Below are 13,537 nucleotides of genomic sequence, written 5' to 3' on the forward strand. Positions count from 1 at the left end.
CGAGTATCGACGGGCCGGTATCAGGGGCTGAGAGCGGACATGCTACTCGCCTTGTAAGTAGAATTACTAATGAAATCGGCGGGTCGGGTTTCAGGTTGCTGAAGGGGGAAAGGAGTGCCGACCAAGGTCGGCACCCACAGGCCCCGGTTACGGGCGGACCGGCAGCGCGACCGGGCGCAGCGGCGCGGCATCGCCGCCGCGGATCTTCAGCGGGCCGCCGATGAAGGCGAACTCGTAGACCTTGTCGCGGGCCAGTTCGTCCAGCGCCACCAGCTCGATGATCGGCGCGCCCTGCTGGGCCAGCAGGTAGGTATGCAGCGGCACGTAGTCGTCGGACACCTCCGAGGGGAAGGTCTCGAAGCTGAGGTTGTCGGCGCCGACGATCATCGCGCCGCTGTCTTCCACCAGGAAGCGCGCCGCGTCCAGGCCCATGCCCGGCGGGTTGGCCATGTAGGCCCTGGGCTGTTCGAACAGGCGCATGCGGCCGGTGCGGATCAGCACGATGTCACCCTGCTGCAGCTTCACCTGCTGGCGTGCCAGCGCATCCTTCAGGTCCTGGCGGGTGACGCGGTAGCTGTCCGGCAGCATGTCCACGCCCTTGGCGCCGGCCACATCGATCAGCACGCCGCGTGCGATCAGCGGCGGAAATTTCTCGATGCCGGTGACGTTCCAGCCACGGTCGCCGAGGTGCTTGTCGGCCTGGAAGCCGTTCCAGATCTTTCCGTGGATGCCGAAGTGGTTCAGCGCATCGATGTGGGTGCCGGTGTGGCTGTACATCGAGAACGCGGTGCCGGTGTAGCTGCGGGTGAGGTTCATGGTCTCGCCCACGCCCATCGGGTCGTCCATCACCGTGCCGCGCGGGGTGTGGGTCATCCAGAACTGGTAGTGCGGGTCGCCGGCATCCTGCCAGCTGGGCATGCCGACGTAGTACTCGGTGGCCAGGTCATAGGCCTTGCCGCCGCTGACCCGCGACAGGATCGCCGCGCGCGAGGCGTCGGTGATCAGGTTGAGCCGGCCGATCTCGTCCTTCGGCCCCCAGGGGCTGGTGCCGACCTGCTGGCCGGAGGGAACGCGTTCGTGCGCGGATACAGTGGAGGCGGCGGCAGCGCCGGCCAGCAGCAGGGCCAGCGCGGTGGCCAGGGTACGTGGGGTCATGGGGAATCTCCTTGCAGGGTGGGGGAGGGTGCGGCTCAGGCCGCGACCAGGGGCGCCAGGGCCTGGCGCAGTTGCGGCAGCGGCAGGGTCTGCAGGCGCAGGCCGTTGCCGCCGATCACGGTGGGAATGGAGCGGATGCCGAGGGCGGCGGCGTCGGCACGATCGGCCTGCACGCGCCGGGCTACTGCGTCGCTGCGCATGTGGTCAGCGAAGGCGCCACGGGGATGGCCCAGCGATTCGGCGATATCCAGCAGCACTTCGGCATCGCCGATGTTGCGGTGCTGGTGCAGGTGCGCCCATTGCACCGCATCGAACATCGCGCCATGGGCGTCGTTGCCGCCGAGCATGCCGGCGGACTGGCAGGCCAGTGCGCCGAGCCAGCCGGACGGATACTCGAAGTCCTGTGCGCGCATGCCTTCGATATCGATGCGCGCGCTGTCTTCATGCGCAGCGCAGTCGGTCCAGTGGCGCAGGATGATCGCCTTGGCGCGCTCCATCGAGCCGAACACCTCGACCATCTGCGCGCGCGAGTCCTGCAGCACGAAGCTGCGGTGACGCACCTGGATGCCGAGTTCGGCCGAGACCTGCTGCAGGCGCGGGGCCAGCACGAAGCACCAGCCACAGACCACATCGTGGAAGAAATCGACCACCGGCGCTGCGGTGGCGGGGGAAGGAACGGAAGACATCTGCCTGCCATCGGTGAGAGGGGAGGCGGCAGATTAGGCAGCGCGGCATGGCTGAAACAGCACGCCGCGGGCAGCTCAGTTTTCGCTGGCGGTTACGAATCCAGGCCGGCGCAGCCGGGCAGCTCAGCGTGCAGGAAATCGATGAAGGCACGCACCTTGGGTTGCAGGTGGCGCGATGTGGGGTAGACCGCATGCACGAAGCGTGGTGGATAGCGGTGGTCGGGCAGCACCTGCTGCAGTTCGCCACGGGCCAGCGCCGGCGCCGCCAGGAACGAGGGCAGGGCGCCGATGCCCATGCCGGCCATCAGCAGGTCGCGTAGCAGCAGACTATTGTTGACGGTGACACGCGCCGGCAGGGTGATGGTCACCTGCCCATCGGGGCCGAGCAGCGGCCAGCTGCCGGGCGAGTCGGACAGGCTGTAGGCCAACACGCTGTGCGCCTGCAGATCGTCCACCGCCTGCGGTGCCGGATGCTGCCGCAGGTAGGACGGGGCCGCGCACAGCACCTGCTGCAGCGAGGCCAGCCGGCGCGCAACCAGTCGCGAGTCATCCAGCTCGGCACGCAACCGCAGCGACACATCGAAACCTTCGCCCACCGCATCGAGCAGGCGGTCTTCCATCACCAGGTCCAGCGACAGCTGTGGGTGCTGTTGCAGGAAGCGCGGCAGCAGCGGCGACAGCGTGCTCAGTGCGAACGATTGCGGTGCATTGACACGCAGGCGCCCGGCCACCTCGCCACGCTGTTCGGCGATGCCACGTTCCAATGCGTCCAGCTCGTCGAGCAGGCGGCAGCATTCGCGGTAATAGGCGTGGCCGGTCTCGGTCAGGCTCATGCGCCGCGTGGTCCGCTGCAGCAGCACCACGCCCAGGTGTGTTTCCAGCGTGCGCAACTGCTTGCTCAACCCGGCCGGCGACATGCCCAGGTCTTCGGCGGCGCGGGCCAACCCGCCGCGTTCGACGATGCGGCGGAAGGCGCGCATCAGGTTGAAGGAATCCATGCCGGTCTCGGGCGCGAAGAGGGCGCCATTGTAGAGCCGCGCCGTGCGCGGATGCGGGAAACGCGATGCCGACCACGATGGACATCCACCAGAGACGGGCCGTGTTGCGCCGTTTGTTCAAGCCCGCAACCGTCGCGCCACGGCAGCATGCAGGCCCCTCACGTTTCGGGTTGCCCATGAAGCACTGGATCCTCCGCCTGTATACCCCGTTGTTCCTGCTCGGTTTCGTTGCCGCCGCCGTCGTCTGGGTCGGCCACCTCCACGGCGACCCGCTATGGCTGCTGGCTTTGCTGGCGGTCGCCATCGCGGTCTCGTTCGCTGCCGAACGTGCCTGGCCGTATGACCCCGCGTTCAACCACGGCCAGGGCGACAGCCTGCGTGACACCCTGCATGCGCTGGTCAACGAAAGCCTGAACCTGCTGTCGATCGCCGCAGTGCCGCTGCTGGCAACGCTCATTCCGTGGCAGCTGTGGCCGCTGCAGTGGCCGTTTGTTCTGCAGGTGCTGCTGGCCATCGTCTGCGCCGACCTTGGCATCACCCTGGTGCACTACGCCAGCCATCGCATCGACTGGCTGTGGCGGTTGCACGCGGTACATCACAGCGTCACCCGCATGTACGGTTTCAATGGCCTGATGAAACACCCGCTGCACCAGGCGGCCGAAGTCGTCGGTGGCGTGCTGCCGCTGCTGCTGCTGGGCCTGCCGATGCCGGTGGCCGCGGTGCTGGCGTTCGCCATTGCCATCCAGCTGCTGCTGCAGCACTCCAACGTGGACATGCGCCCGGGCGTGCTGGGCCGGGTGATGGCCTGGGCACCGCTGCACCGCTTCCACCACATGCGTTACGGCACCGCCGGCGACGTCAACTTCGGCCTGTTCCTGACTGTCTGGGATCACCTGCTGGGGACCGCCTTCGATGCGCCCGGCTATCGGCTGCAGCAACGCGACCTCGGCATCGGCAGCCAACCGGACTATCCGCGCGATTATCCGGGGCAGCTGCTGGCGCCGTTCCGCGAACTGCCGCATGGCGAGGTGCCGGAGCTGCCGGACGGGTTGCGCAGGCGCGGATGATCGGCGGTGTCAGGCCGCATGCAGCTGCAGGCCGTGCAGCTGTGCGGCACCGATGCCGAACATGCGGCGCAGGCTGCGTGACAGATGGGCGAGGTCGGCGAATCCGGCCGCGTGTGCGCTGTCGGTCAGGCTGTGCCCGCGCAGATGATGCATCAGTGCGCTGCGCAGCCGTTGCCACAGCACCCAGCCGCGCAGGGTCACCGCCAGATCGGACTGGAAGCGCCGATGCAGTTGGCTGGTCGATAGATGCGCCGCCTCGGCGATATCGGCGGCCGGCACCGGGCCGGGCAGGTGCTGGGCGATACGGGACAGCGCTGCCTGCACGCGGCGGTCCAGCGGTTGCGGCCGGCTCAGCCGTGGCAACCAGTCGTGCAGCGCCAGCGCGTTGCCCGGCAGCGCGTGCAGGTGCTGCTGGATCTGTGCGGGATCGGCGTGCGTCGGCTCCAGGAACACCGTGCAGCCTGCTTGCGGCGCCGACAGGATTGCGTGCGGCTGGAATGACGGCAGCCACAGCCGCTGGCCCTGCTGCTGCACGCCATCGATCTCGACCTGCCAGGGCGCGCCGTCGCTCAGCAGCAGTTGATGGGCGTAGTGCGCGTGCGTATCGCTGCCACCGGCGTGGCCCTGCAGCACGGCTACGTGAGCATCCAGCAGCAGCGTGCCATTCCAGGGCTGGGCGGGGGAGGACATGGAGGAATTGTAGATCCACGCCATGCGTGGATGGATCTCCATCGGAATGGAATATCTGGAGATCCGATCCCGTGCCGACCAACGGTCGGCACCCACCAACAGCAGCAGGTTCCAACAGCTCGCAGGAAACTGTCGAAGGCGGGGTGGGTCCGGTTGCGGGGGCGTGAGCGCCATGGATGGCGCGACCGAGCCTACAAGGACGTATTTACGGCGTCCCCCGCAACCGGACCCACCCCGCCCCCCACGGATAGCCGCTTTTGCTTTTGAGGTTGCCGGCCAGCGGCCGGCACTACCGCAGGTGCCGGGCGCAGCCCGGCCATGCGTACCCTCACCGCCCGTGCGGGTCGGGCCGGTGATGTACGTACTCGACCACGGTGCCATCGGGATGCACCGCATTGAACGCCGCCCCGGTCGGTACCACCTGCAGCGGGAAGATGATCTCGGCGCCCGCGGCGACCAGCTTGTCGTGATAGGGCCGAACGTCATCGACCAGCAGCGTCCCCGTGGTCGAGGTGAATGGCGCCAGCGCTTCATCGCACCCTTCGATCAGCAGGAATGCACCGACCATTGCCAGGCGCAGGCCGGCATCGGGAAACGGAAAACCCGCATCGGCCACCACGCCCTGCAGCTGCTCGTAGAAGGCCACGCTGCGCTCCAGTTCGCCAGGCGCAACAAATACCCGGATCAGCACGCGTGGGCTGCGTTGGCTCGAGGTATCACAGCGGTCGCGCCAGAGATGATCGAAGTCGCGGTGAATGTTCATGGGCGGGGTTCAGGGCCGGTGACGCCCCATTATCGGCAGCCCTGTGCGGCCTGCTGATGACTGCCGGTGATGGCCTGATAACCGGCGGCCAGGTTGCCCCTGTGACTTAGGTCCTGTTGACAGGTGTGAACGCCCTCGCACAATCTTCACATGATTGGGTCGCCCTGCGCGGCCCGGGCAGGCAGGTTGTCACGCCGGGAGGAGGGTCCCGCGCGCAGACCGGCCGGTCCTTCGGCCTGCGGGACGTTGCCTGGCAACCCCTGCGCGGCATGAACGCTGCACCCTTCGGCGGCACTTTCCCTGGACCGATTGCCTTGGCAACGGAATTACGCCTGCCGATGAAAACGTTTACAAAGCCGCTTGCACTGTCCCTGGCCCTGTCTGCCGCACTCGCCGCTCCGGCCTGGGCCGATCCTGCGGCGTTCACCGTGTTGACCCTGGAACAGGCGCCGACCGCCGAGGCGATGCCGGCCCTGGCCGCCCAGCTGAAGAGCCTGAAGGTGGACGCGGTGAGCGTGCGCCAGGTGCAGCGCGGTATCGGCCAGGTCGATCCGCTGCAGGTGCTGGCCGACGGCCTGGGCTACGAGTACCGCTTCATTGCGGCGGGCAAGGACGATGGCCAGACCCAGCGCGGCCAGGCTGTGCTGACCCGGTTGCCAATCGCTGCCGAATCCGGTCCGGACCAGCCGGGCCTGAACTACCTGCGCCTGGACGACGGCCGCCACACCGTGGCGGTCTACACCGATGCCGGTGCAGGTGCCGCACAGTTGCCGGCGCTGGTCACGCGCTCGCGGCTGGGCGCACCGGCGGTGCTGCTTGGCGCGGTGGCCGGTGAATCGGCCAAGGCTGCCGGCTTCGACCCGGCGCGTGTGGCGCTGGAAGCGGATGCCAGCTATTTCAGCGACGGCTTCCAGGCCGCCAGCAGTGCACCGTTCAAGGTGGAAGGCAGCACACTGCATGCCACGCTGCTGACCCTGGCCTACGCCGCCGACAAGCACGGCGACACGCCGTGGATGGACACCACCCTCAACGCCGATGCGCGCGCTGCGCTGCTGCTGAAGGCGATGACCGAGGATGAGAAGTTCCAGATGCTGCACAGCTACTTCGGGCTGGGCAAGGATGGTGGTCCGCTGCCGGAAGGTGCGGTCGGCTCGGCCGGCTTCGTGCCGGGCGTGGCGCGCCTGGGCATTCCGTCGCAGCAGTCGGCCGATGCCGGCGTCGGCGTGACCAATCCGGGTGGCATCCGTCCGGGCGACTTCGCCACGGCGATGCCGTCGGGCCCGTCCACCGCATCGAGCTGGAACCCGCAGGTTGCCTTTGCCGGTGGCGCGACGATGGGCCGCGAGGCGTGGCAGCAGCGCTTCAACATCCTGCTGTCGGGCAGCGTCAACCTGCAGCGCGACCCGCGCAACGGCCGCAATTTCGAATACGCCGGCGAAGACCCGCTGCTGGCCGGTTCGATGGTCGGCGCGCTGATCCAGGGCGTGCAGAGCCAGCACGTGATCTCCTCGATGAAGCACTTCGCGCTGAACGACATGGAGACCCGCCGCAACTTCCACGACGTGCGCATCGGCGAACAGGCCATGCACGAGTCCGACCTGCTGGCCTTCGAGATCGCGCTGGACGCCGGCCGCCCGGGCGTGGCGATGTGCTCGTACAACAAGATCAACGGCACCTACGGCTGCGAGAACGGCTACCTGATGAACCAGGTGCTGAAGCAGGAATGGAAGTTCCCCGGTTTCGTGATGTCCGATTGGGGCGGCGTGCACAGTGGCTCAAAGGCGGCGCTGGCCGGCCTGGACCAGCAGTCGGCCGGTGAAGTGTTCGACGCGGCGGTGTTCTTCGACGAACCGCTGCGCCTGGCCGTGCATGGCGGCGTGGTGCCGCAGGCGCGGCTGAACGACATGGTGGCGCGCATCCTGCGCACGATGTTCCTGCACGGCAACTTCGACAACCCGCCGCAGCACCAGAAAGTCGACGCCGAGGCTGGTTTCGCCGTCGCCCAGCGCACGGTGGAAGAAGGCAGCGTGCTGCTGCGCAATGAAGGCAACCTGCTGCCGCTGGCCGACAGCGTGAAGCGCATCGTCATCATCGGCGGTCATGCCGACAAGGGCGTGATCGGCGGTGGTGGTTCATCGATGGTGGGCGTGACCGCCAAGGGCACCAATGCGGTGCCGGGCGTGCTGCCGACCACCTGGCCGGGCCCGGTGATCTTCCACCCGTCCTCGCCGCTGGAATCGCTGCGTGAGGCACGTCCGGATGCAACCATCGAGTATGTGGACGGCACCAACGCCGCCGCTGCGGCCAAGGCAGCCGCGCAGGCCGACGTGGCCATCGTGTTCGCCACCCAGTGGGCGGCCGAATCGGTGGACCTGCCGGACATGCAGTTGCCGGACAACCAGGACGCCCTGATCTCGGCGGTGGCCAAGGCCAACCCGAAGACCGTGCTGGTGCTGGAAACCAACGGCCCGGTGCGCACGCCGTGGCTGGCGCAGGTGCCGGCGATGCTGCAGGCCTGGTACCCGGGCATCCGCGGTGGCGAAGGCATTGCCGCGCTGCTGACCGGCCAGGTCAATCCGTCCGGCCGCCTGCCGGTGACCTGGGTGGTGGACGAATCGCAGCTGCCGCGCCCGCACATCGACGGACTCGGCTTCAAGCCGGCCAAACCGTTCGGTGATGTGTTCGATTTCGATATCGAAGGCGCCAACGTCGGCTACAAGTGGATGGCGGCCAAGGGCCTGACCCCGACCTTCGCCTTCGGCCATGGCCTGTCCTACACCTCGTTCGCCTATGAAAACCTGAAGGTGAGCGTGGAAGGCTCGCGCCTGGTCGCCAGCGTCGACATCCGCAACACCGGCAAGCGCGCCGGTGCCGACGTCGCCCAGCTGTACCTGAAGCTGCCGGCCGGCAGCACCACGCCGATCCGCCTGATCGGCTACGACAAGGTGACCCTGCAGCCGGGCGAACAGCGCCGCATCCGCATCGAAGCCGAGCCGAAGACCCTGGCCCACTACGATGCGCAGGCCCGCCAGTGGAAGATCGACGGCGGCACCTACCAGGTGCAGCTGTCGCGCAACGCCGCCGAACCGCTGCAGGCGGTGGACGTGCAGCTGGTGGAGCAGGTGCTGCGCTGAGGCTTGAAGGCATGGCCCCGCAAGGGGCCACGCAAAAAAAGGGGACGGAGGGGTTTAAGTCGTTTATGCATAAACGACTTAAACCCCTCCGTCCCCTTTTCAGGTGACGAACCACCCGCGCAGGAAATCGATCAGCTGCCGCACCTTCGGTGAGGGCTGCGTGCTGTGCGGGTAGACCGCGTAAACGCTCTGCTGTGGAAACCGGTGCTGGCGCAGCACCGGGCGCAGGCGATCCTGGGCCAGGTCGTCCTCGATCAGCCAGCGTGGCAGCACGGTGACCCCGGCGCCGGCCACGGCGAAGGCGCGCAGGCTGCTGGCGCCATCCACGCGCACCACTGCATTGCCCGGGTTGGTGGCAAACAAGGCGTCGCTGCCATCCGGTGCCACCACCGGCACGTCGGCCAGGCGCGGGTAGCCGAGGCGGGGCAGGGTGCCCAGCTGCACGGGGTCATCGGCAGCATCGGCAGAGGGCAGGCGTGCCAGCAGGCACGGAGCCGCCACCGCGCACAGTGGGTGCCGTTCCAGTTCACTGGCATGCAGGCCCGAATCGGGCAGGCGACCGAGGCGGATCGCCAGGTCGAAACGTTCGGGAATCAGGTCGGCCGGCGCCGGTGAGGTCGACAGATGCAACTGCAGGGCCGGATGCCGCGCACGGAAGGCCTCCAGTGCGGGAATCAGGCGCAGCTGCGCGTACTCCGGGGTGGTGGTAAGGCGCAGCACGCCCTGCAGCTGATGCTGGTCGCGGCGTGCGGCATCGATCGCCGCCTGTGCGGCATCCAGCGCCTGCACGCAGTGCTGCAGGAACTGCTCGCCGGCATCGGTCAGGGCCAGGTGGCGGGTACTGCGCAGCAGCAGGGTCACGCCCAGCTCCTGCTCCAGCCGCTTCAGGTTGAAGCTGACCACCGCACGGCTCAGGCCCAGGCGGTCGGCGGCGGCGGTCAGGCTGCCGGCCTCGACCACGGCGCGGAAGATATCGAAGCGATCGAGGCTGACCATGGTGGTCCATTGTCAAAACAGATTTGACAGTGTTGCAGCTGCCGTCGTGTTGTTCCAATAAGGTCCGGACGGCATGCTTGCGACTTCCCCGCTGGAGCGCCGCCGATGCCGTCCCCCCGCCTGCGCCATGAGGCGATCTTCCTGCTGGTGTTCGCCCTGGATCTGGTCAACATGTTCATCGCCACGGTGGCCTATCCTGCATTGGCAGCGGAGCTGCACGCCGATATCAGCACCCTGGCCTGGGTGGGCACCGCCTACATGCTGGGCCTGAGCGTGGTGATTCCGCTGGCGCCCTGGCTGGCCGCGCGCTGTGGTGAGCGTCGCCTGCTGCTGGCGGCGTTGCTGCTGTTCGCGGTTGCCGCTGCGCTGGCGGGCGCCGCACCGGGTATCGGCTGGTTGCTGGGCTGGCGGCTGCTGCAGGGCCTGGCCGGTGGCCTGCTGATTCCGGTGGCACAGGCGGCAGCGTACCGGCACTGCACGCCAGACCAGCGTGGCGCGTTGACCCGGCGCATCCTGCTGGTGGCGCTGCTGGTGCCGGCACTGGCGCCCGCGCTCGGTGGGCTGCTGGTGCAGTGGTTGTCCTGGCGCGGTGTGCTCTGGGCCAGCCTGCCGCTGGCCGTGGTGGCGATTGGACTGGTGCTGGCGTGGATGCCGGCCGACGGCGCGCGTGGTGCGCCACGCCTGCAGGCCTATGCGCTGTCCACCGCGATGCTGGCGCTGGGCGCGCTGCTGCTGGCGCTGACCTGGCTGGGCGAACCCGGCCATCGGGCCGCCGGTGCCGTACTGCTGTTGATCGCAATGCTGTTGGCGGCGGCCCACCTGCGGCATGCACGGCAGCAGGCGCAGCCCCTGCTGCGCTGGTCACTGCTGTCCCATCGCGGGCTGCGCCTGGCGATGCTGGTCTATCTGGCAGTGCCCGGTGTGTTCATCGGCAGCCAGCTGGTCAGCACGCTGCAGTTGCACCAGGCCGGTTACAGCGCGGCACGCATCGGTGGGTTGATGCTGCCGTGGGCGCTGGCCTCGGCCATTGCGATCACGGCCAGCAAGCGCCTGCTGGCCCGCTTCGGCCCGGCCACGGTACTGCGTACGGGCATGCTTCTGCAGGCCAGCGGCCTGCTGTTGATGGCGCTGCTGCCGCAGCCGGCCTTCGCGTTGGCCGCGCTGTTGTTCGCGCTGATGGGCGCCGGTGGCAGCCTGTGCAGCAGCACCGCGCAGACGCTGGCCTTCCATGGGGTCGAGGGCGAAGCATTGGGTGATGCCAGCGCACTCTGGAACCTCAACCGCCAGCTCAGCTTCTGCCTGGGCACCGCGGCCATCGCGCTGCTGTTGGCATTGGCCATGCAATGGCTGCCGGCCCATGCCACCCGCGTAGCGCTGGGGCTGGCCGCCGTACTGACCCTGCTGCCTCTGGCGCTGTTGCGCCGGCCGCAACAGCTTTCCTTTCCGCAACCCGAGAATGCCTGATGGATACCACCGCAGAACATGAAATCCACCACCTGCACGACAAACTGCAGGCCTGGTTCCGTGCCGACGTCAGCACCGACGCGCTGCAGGACCTGATGGCGCATTTCTGCGCGGACTTCAGCATGGTCGGCATCGCGGGTCGCAGGCTGGACCGGACTGCCGTGCAGGCGCTGTTCGCGGGCGGCCATGGCGCGCGTCCAGGGCTGCAGATTTCCATCGACGCCGTGCAGGCGGTGGAAGCGCCTTCACCGCTGGCGGTGCTGCGCTATCGCGAAGGGCATTCGATCGATGGCGGCGCACCCGCATGGCGGGAGTCGCTGGCGGTGCTGAGGCAGGAAGAGGGTCGCTGGCGCTGGCTGGCGCTGCATGAAGTGCCGGTGGCCTGACCGGTAGTGCCGGCCGCTGGCCGGCAACCGCGTAACGCGCCCCAGGATCATGAAGTTGCCGGCCAGCGGCCGGCACTACCGGTTGCCGGCGAGCGCAGCGGCACCGGAGGCACATGTGCCATCAGTCCTGCCTGCATCCACCGCAGAATGCAAAGCCTGCACACACTTCACGGCACGGGGCAGGAGTAGGCTTGAGGCTTTCCTGCCGGGAGGGGTTGTCCATGCGTGTGCGTGCCGTTGCTGTAGCCATCGCCCTTTGCCTGTCCAGCACCGTGCTGGCCGCCGATACCCCGCCGATGACCCCGGACATCAGCGGCAAGCCCTTTGTTGCCCCCGATGTCGGCCGCGACTACGACAAGCGCGTGGTGATGGTGCCGATGCGTGATGGCACCAGGCTGTATACGGTGATCGTGGTGCCCAAGGGCGCCCACAACGCGCCGATCCTGCTGACCCGTACGCCCTACGATGCCGCTGGCCGCGCCAACCGCAGTGATTCGCCGCGCATGCGCGACCTGCTGCCGCAGGGCGACGAGGTGTTCGTCGACGGCGGTTACATCCGTGTGTTCCAGGATATCCGTGGCAAGTACGGCTCGGAAGGCGATTACGTGATGACCCGGCCGCTGCGCGGGCCGTTGAACAACACCAAAGTCGACCATTCCACCGACGCCTGGGACACCATCGACTGGCTGGTGAAGAACGTGCCGGAGAGCAACGGCAAGGTCGGCATGCTCGGCTCGTCGTACGAGGGCTTCACCGTGGTGATGGCGCTGACCGACCCGCACCCGGCGCTGAAGGTGGCTGCGCCGCAGAGCCCGATGGTCGATGGCTGGATGGGTGACGACTGGCTCAACTACGGTGCGTTCCGCCAGGTCAATTTCAACTATTTCGCGATGCAGACCGAGAAGCGCGGCAAGGGCACGCCGCTGCCCAGCCTCGGCTACGACGACTACAGCACCTTCCTGCGCATCGGTTCGGCCGGCGACTACGCGCGTTTCACCGGCGTGGACCAGCTGACCTGGTGGAAGAAGCTGGTCGAGCACCCGGCCTATGATGGCTTCTGGCAGGGCCAGGCGCTGGACGCGGTGATGGCGAAGACACCGTTGAAGGTGCCGACCATGTGGCTGCAGGGCCTGTGGGACCAGGAAGACATGTGGGGTGCCAACCACGCCTACCAGGCGATGGAAGGGCGCGACAGCGGCAACAACCGCAACTACCTGGTGATGGGCCCGTGGCGGCACAGCCAGGTGAACTACAGCGGCAGCGAGCTGGGTGCGCTGAAGTTCGATGGCGATACCGCGCTGCAGTTCCGTCGCGATGTGCTCAAGCCGTTCTTCGACCAGTACCTGGTGGACGGTGCGCCGAAGGCGGACACGCCGCCGGTGCTGATCTACAACACCGGTGAAAACCACTGGGATCGCCTGAAGGGCTGGCCGCGCAGCTGCGACAAGGGCTGTGCCGCCAGCAGCAAGCCGCTTTACCTGCGTGCCGGCGGCAAGCTGGCGTTCCAGGCACCGGCGGCGGGCGAGGGTGACTTCGAGGAATACGTGTCCGACCCGGCCAAGCCGGTGCCGTTCGTGCCGCGCCCGGTCCGCTTCGGTGACCGCGACATGTGGACCACCTGGCTGGTCAAGGATCAGCGCTTCGTTGATGGTCGCCCGGACGTGCTGACCTTCATCACCGAACCGCTGACCGCGCCGCTGCGCATCGGCGGCGCGCCGGTGGTGCACCTGCAGGCGTCGACCAGTGGCACCGACAGCGACTGGGTGGTGAAGCTGATCGACGTGTATCCGGACCAGGAAGCGTCGACGCCGGAGATGGGCGGTTACGAGCTGCCGGTGTCGCTAGCGATCTTCCGCGGCCGCTATCGCGAGAGCTTCAGCGATCCGAAGCCGCTGGCCGCCAACCAGGTGCTGCCGTACCGCTTCGACCTGCCCAATGCCAACCACACCTTCCAGAAGGGGCACCGGGTGATGGTGCAGGTGCAGTCCAGCCTGTTCCCGTTGTACGACCGCAACCCGCAGACCTACGTGCCGAACATCTACCTGGCCAAGCCGGGCGATTACCAGAAGGCCACGCAGCGGGTCTGGCACAGTGCGGCGCAGGCCAGCTACATCGATCTGCCGGTGTATTGAAGCGGAGAGGATGATGCCGGGCATAGCCCGGCAGCACGTGGTAGTGCCGGCCGCTGGCCGGCATTC

General features: G+C 67.8%; 11 protein-coding genes. 5 read left to right on the plus strand and 6 right to left on the minus strand.

What is annotated here, in order from left to right; genetic code table 11:
* Positions 1-147: 147 nt before the first annotated feature.
* The 3 genes from BKE09_RS21030 to BKE09_RS21040 all read right to left on the minus strand — a co-directional run bounded on the left by BKE09_RS21030 (position 148) and on the right by BKE09_RS21040 (position 2,839).
* The gene (locus tag BKE09_RS21030) at positions 148-1,155 is read right to left on the minus strand and encodes a cyclase family protein (RefSeq protein ID WP_075677809.1); all 1,008 of its coding nucleotides are present in this window, start codon (positions 1,153-1,155) and stop codon (positions 148-150) included.
* Between the two features lie 35 nt (positions 1,156-1,190).
* On the minus strand, positions 1,191-1,841 hold the full coding sequence (locus BKE09_RS21035) for a DsbA family protein (RefSeq protein WP_075677811.1): 651 nt from the start codon (positions 1,839-1,841) through the stop codon (positions 1,191-1,193).
* Between the two features lie 92 nt (positions 1,842-1,933).
* Positions 1,934-2,839, minus strand: coding sequence for a LysR family transcriptional regulator (locus BKE09_RS21040; RefSeq protein ID WP_075677813.1), 906 nt, complete (start codon positions 2,837-2,839; stop codon positions 1,934-1,936).
* A 176-nt stretch (positions 2,840-3,015) separates the two neighbouring features.
* Between BKE09_RS21040 and BKE09_RS21045 the strand changes: the two genes are divergently transcribed.
* A complete protein-coding gene (locus BKE09_RS21045) occupies positions 3,016-3,906 on the plus strand; it encodes a sterol desaturase family protein (protein ID WP_075677814.1) in 891 nt (296 codons plus the stop codon).
* A gap of 9 nt (positions 3,907-3,915) precedes the next feature.
* Here the strand turns inward: BKE09_RS21045 and BKE09_RS21050 are convergent, their stop codons facing one another.
* Positions 3,916-4,620, minus strand: coding sequence for an AraC family transcriptional regulator (locus tag BKE09_RS21050; protein WP_075677816.1), 705 nt, complete (start codon positions 4,618-4,620; stop codon positions 3,916-3,918).
* Between the two features lie 304 nt (positions 4,621-4,924).
* Positions 4,925-5,359, minus strand: coding sequence for a glyoxalase/bleomycin resistance/dioxygenase family protein (locus BKE09_RS21055; RefSeq protein ID WP_014037567.1), 435 nt, complete (start codon positions 5,357-5,359; stop codon positions 4,925-4,927).
* Between the two features lie 338 nt (positions 5,360-5,697).
* On the opposite strand from BKE09_RS21055, the gene BKE09_RS21060 reads away from it, so the two are divergent.
* Positions 5,698-8,493, plus strand: coding sequence for a glycoside hydrolase family 3 C-terminal domain-containing protein (locus tag BKE09_RS21060; RefSeq protein ID WP_075677818.1), 2,796 nt, complete (start codon positions 5,698-5,700; stop codon positions 8,491-8,493).
* A gap of 99 nt (positions 8,494-8,592) precedes the next feature.
* On the opposite strand, the gene BKE09_RS21065 is transcribed toward BKE09_RS21060, so the two are convergent.
* Positions 8,593-9,489: a LysR family transcriptional regulator gene (locus BKE09_RS21065; RefSeq protein ID WP_075677820.1), complete on the minus strand. Its 897-nt coding sequence runs from the start codon at positions 9,487-9,489 to the stop codon at positions 8,593-8,595.
* Between the two features lie 105 nt (positions 9,490-9,594).
* Here BKE09_RS21065 and BKE09_RS21070 point away from each other — a divergent pair, with 105 nt between their 5' ends.
* The 3 genes from BKE09_RS21070 to BKE09_RS21080 all read left to right on the plus strand — a co-directional run bounded on the left by BKE09_RS21070 (position 9,595) and on the right by BKE09_RS21080 (position 13,471).
* Positions 9,595-10,953: an MFS transporter gene (locus tag BKE09_RS21070; protein WP_075677822.1), complete on the plus strand. Its 1,359-nt coding sequence runs from the start codon at positions 9,595-9,597 to the stop codon at positions 10,951-10,953.
* A complete protein-coding gene (locus tag BKE09_RS21075; RefSeq protein WP_075677824.1) occupies positions 10,953-11,339 on the plus strand; it encodes a DUF4440 domain-containing protein in 387 nt (128 codons plus the stop codon). Before BKE09_RS21070 ends, BKE09_RS21075 begins: the two co-directional genes overlap by 1 nt.
* A gap of 221 nt (positions 11,340-11,560) precedes the next feature.
* Positions 11,561-13,471, plus strand: coding sequence for a CocE/NonD family hydrolase (locus BKE09_RS21080; RefSeq protein WP_075677826.1), 1,911 nt, complete (start codon positions 11,561-11,563; stop codon positions 13,469-13,471).
* Positions 13,472-13,537 lie beyond the last annotated feature (66 nt).

This window comes from Stenotrophomonas sp. TD3 (assembly GCF_001939825.1).
Classification (GTDB): Bacteria; Pseudomonadota; Gammaproteobacteria; order Xanthomonadales; family Xanthomonadaceae; genus Stenotrophomonas.

Excerpts from the sequence above, each read along its gene's own strand:
- BKE09_RS21045 (WP_075677814.1), top strand. The coding sequence starts at position 3,016 with ATGAAGCACTGGATCCTCCGCCTGTATACCCCGTTGTTCCTGCTCGGT.
- BKE09_RS21055 (WP_014037567.1), bottom strand. The coding sequence starts at position 5,359 with ATGAACATTCACCGCGACTTCGATCATCTCTGGCGCGACCGCTGTGAT.
- BKE09_RS21065 (WP_075677820.1), bottom strand. The coding sequence starts at position 9,489 with ATGGTCAGCCTCGATCGCTTCGATATCTTCCGCGCCGTGGTCGAGGCC.
- BKE09_RS21030 (WP_075677809.1), bottom strand. The coding sequence starts at position 1,155 with ATGACCCCACGTACCCTGGCCACCGCGCTGGCCCTGCTGCTGGCCGGC.
- BKE09_RS21060 (WP_075677818.1), top strand. The coding sequence starts at position 5,698 with ATGAAAACGTTTACAAAGCCGCTTGCACTGTCCCTGGCCCTGTCTGCC.
- BKE09_RS21035 (WP_075677811.1), bottom strand. The coding sequence starts at position 1,841 with ATGTCTTCCGTTCCTTCCCCCGCCACCGCAGCGCCGGTGGTCGATTTC.
- BKE09_RS21070 (WP_075677822.1), top strand. The coding sequence starts at position 9,595 with ATGCCGTCCCCCCGCCTGCGCCATGAGGCGATCTTCCTGCTGGTGTTC.
- BKE09_RS21040 (WP_075677813.1), bottom strand. The coding sequence starts at position 2,839 with ATGGATTCCTTCAACCTGATGCGCGCCTTCCGCCGCATCGTCGAACGC.
- BKE09_RS21080 (WP_075677826.1), top strand. The coding sequence starts at position 11,561 with ATGCGTGTGCGTGCCGTTGCTGTAGCCATCGCCCTTTGCCTGTCCAGC.
- BKE09_RS21050 (WP_075677816.1), bottom strand. The coding sequence starts at position 4,620 with ATGGCGTGGATCTACAATTCCTCCATGTCCTCCCCCGCCCAGCCCTGG.
- BKE09_RS21075 (WP_075677824.1), top strand. The coding sequence starts at position 10,953 with ATGGATACCACCGCAGAACATGAAATCCACCACCTGCACGACAAACTG.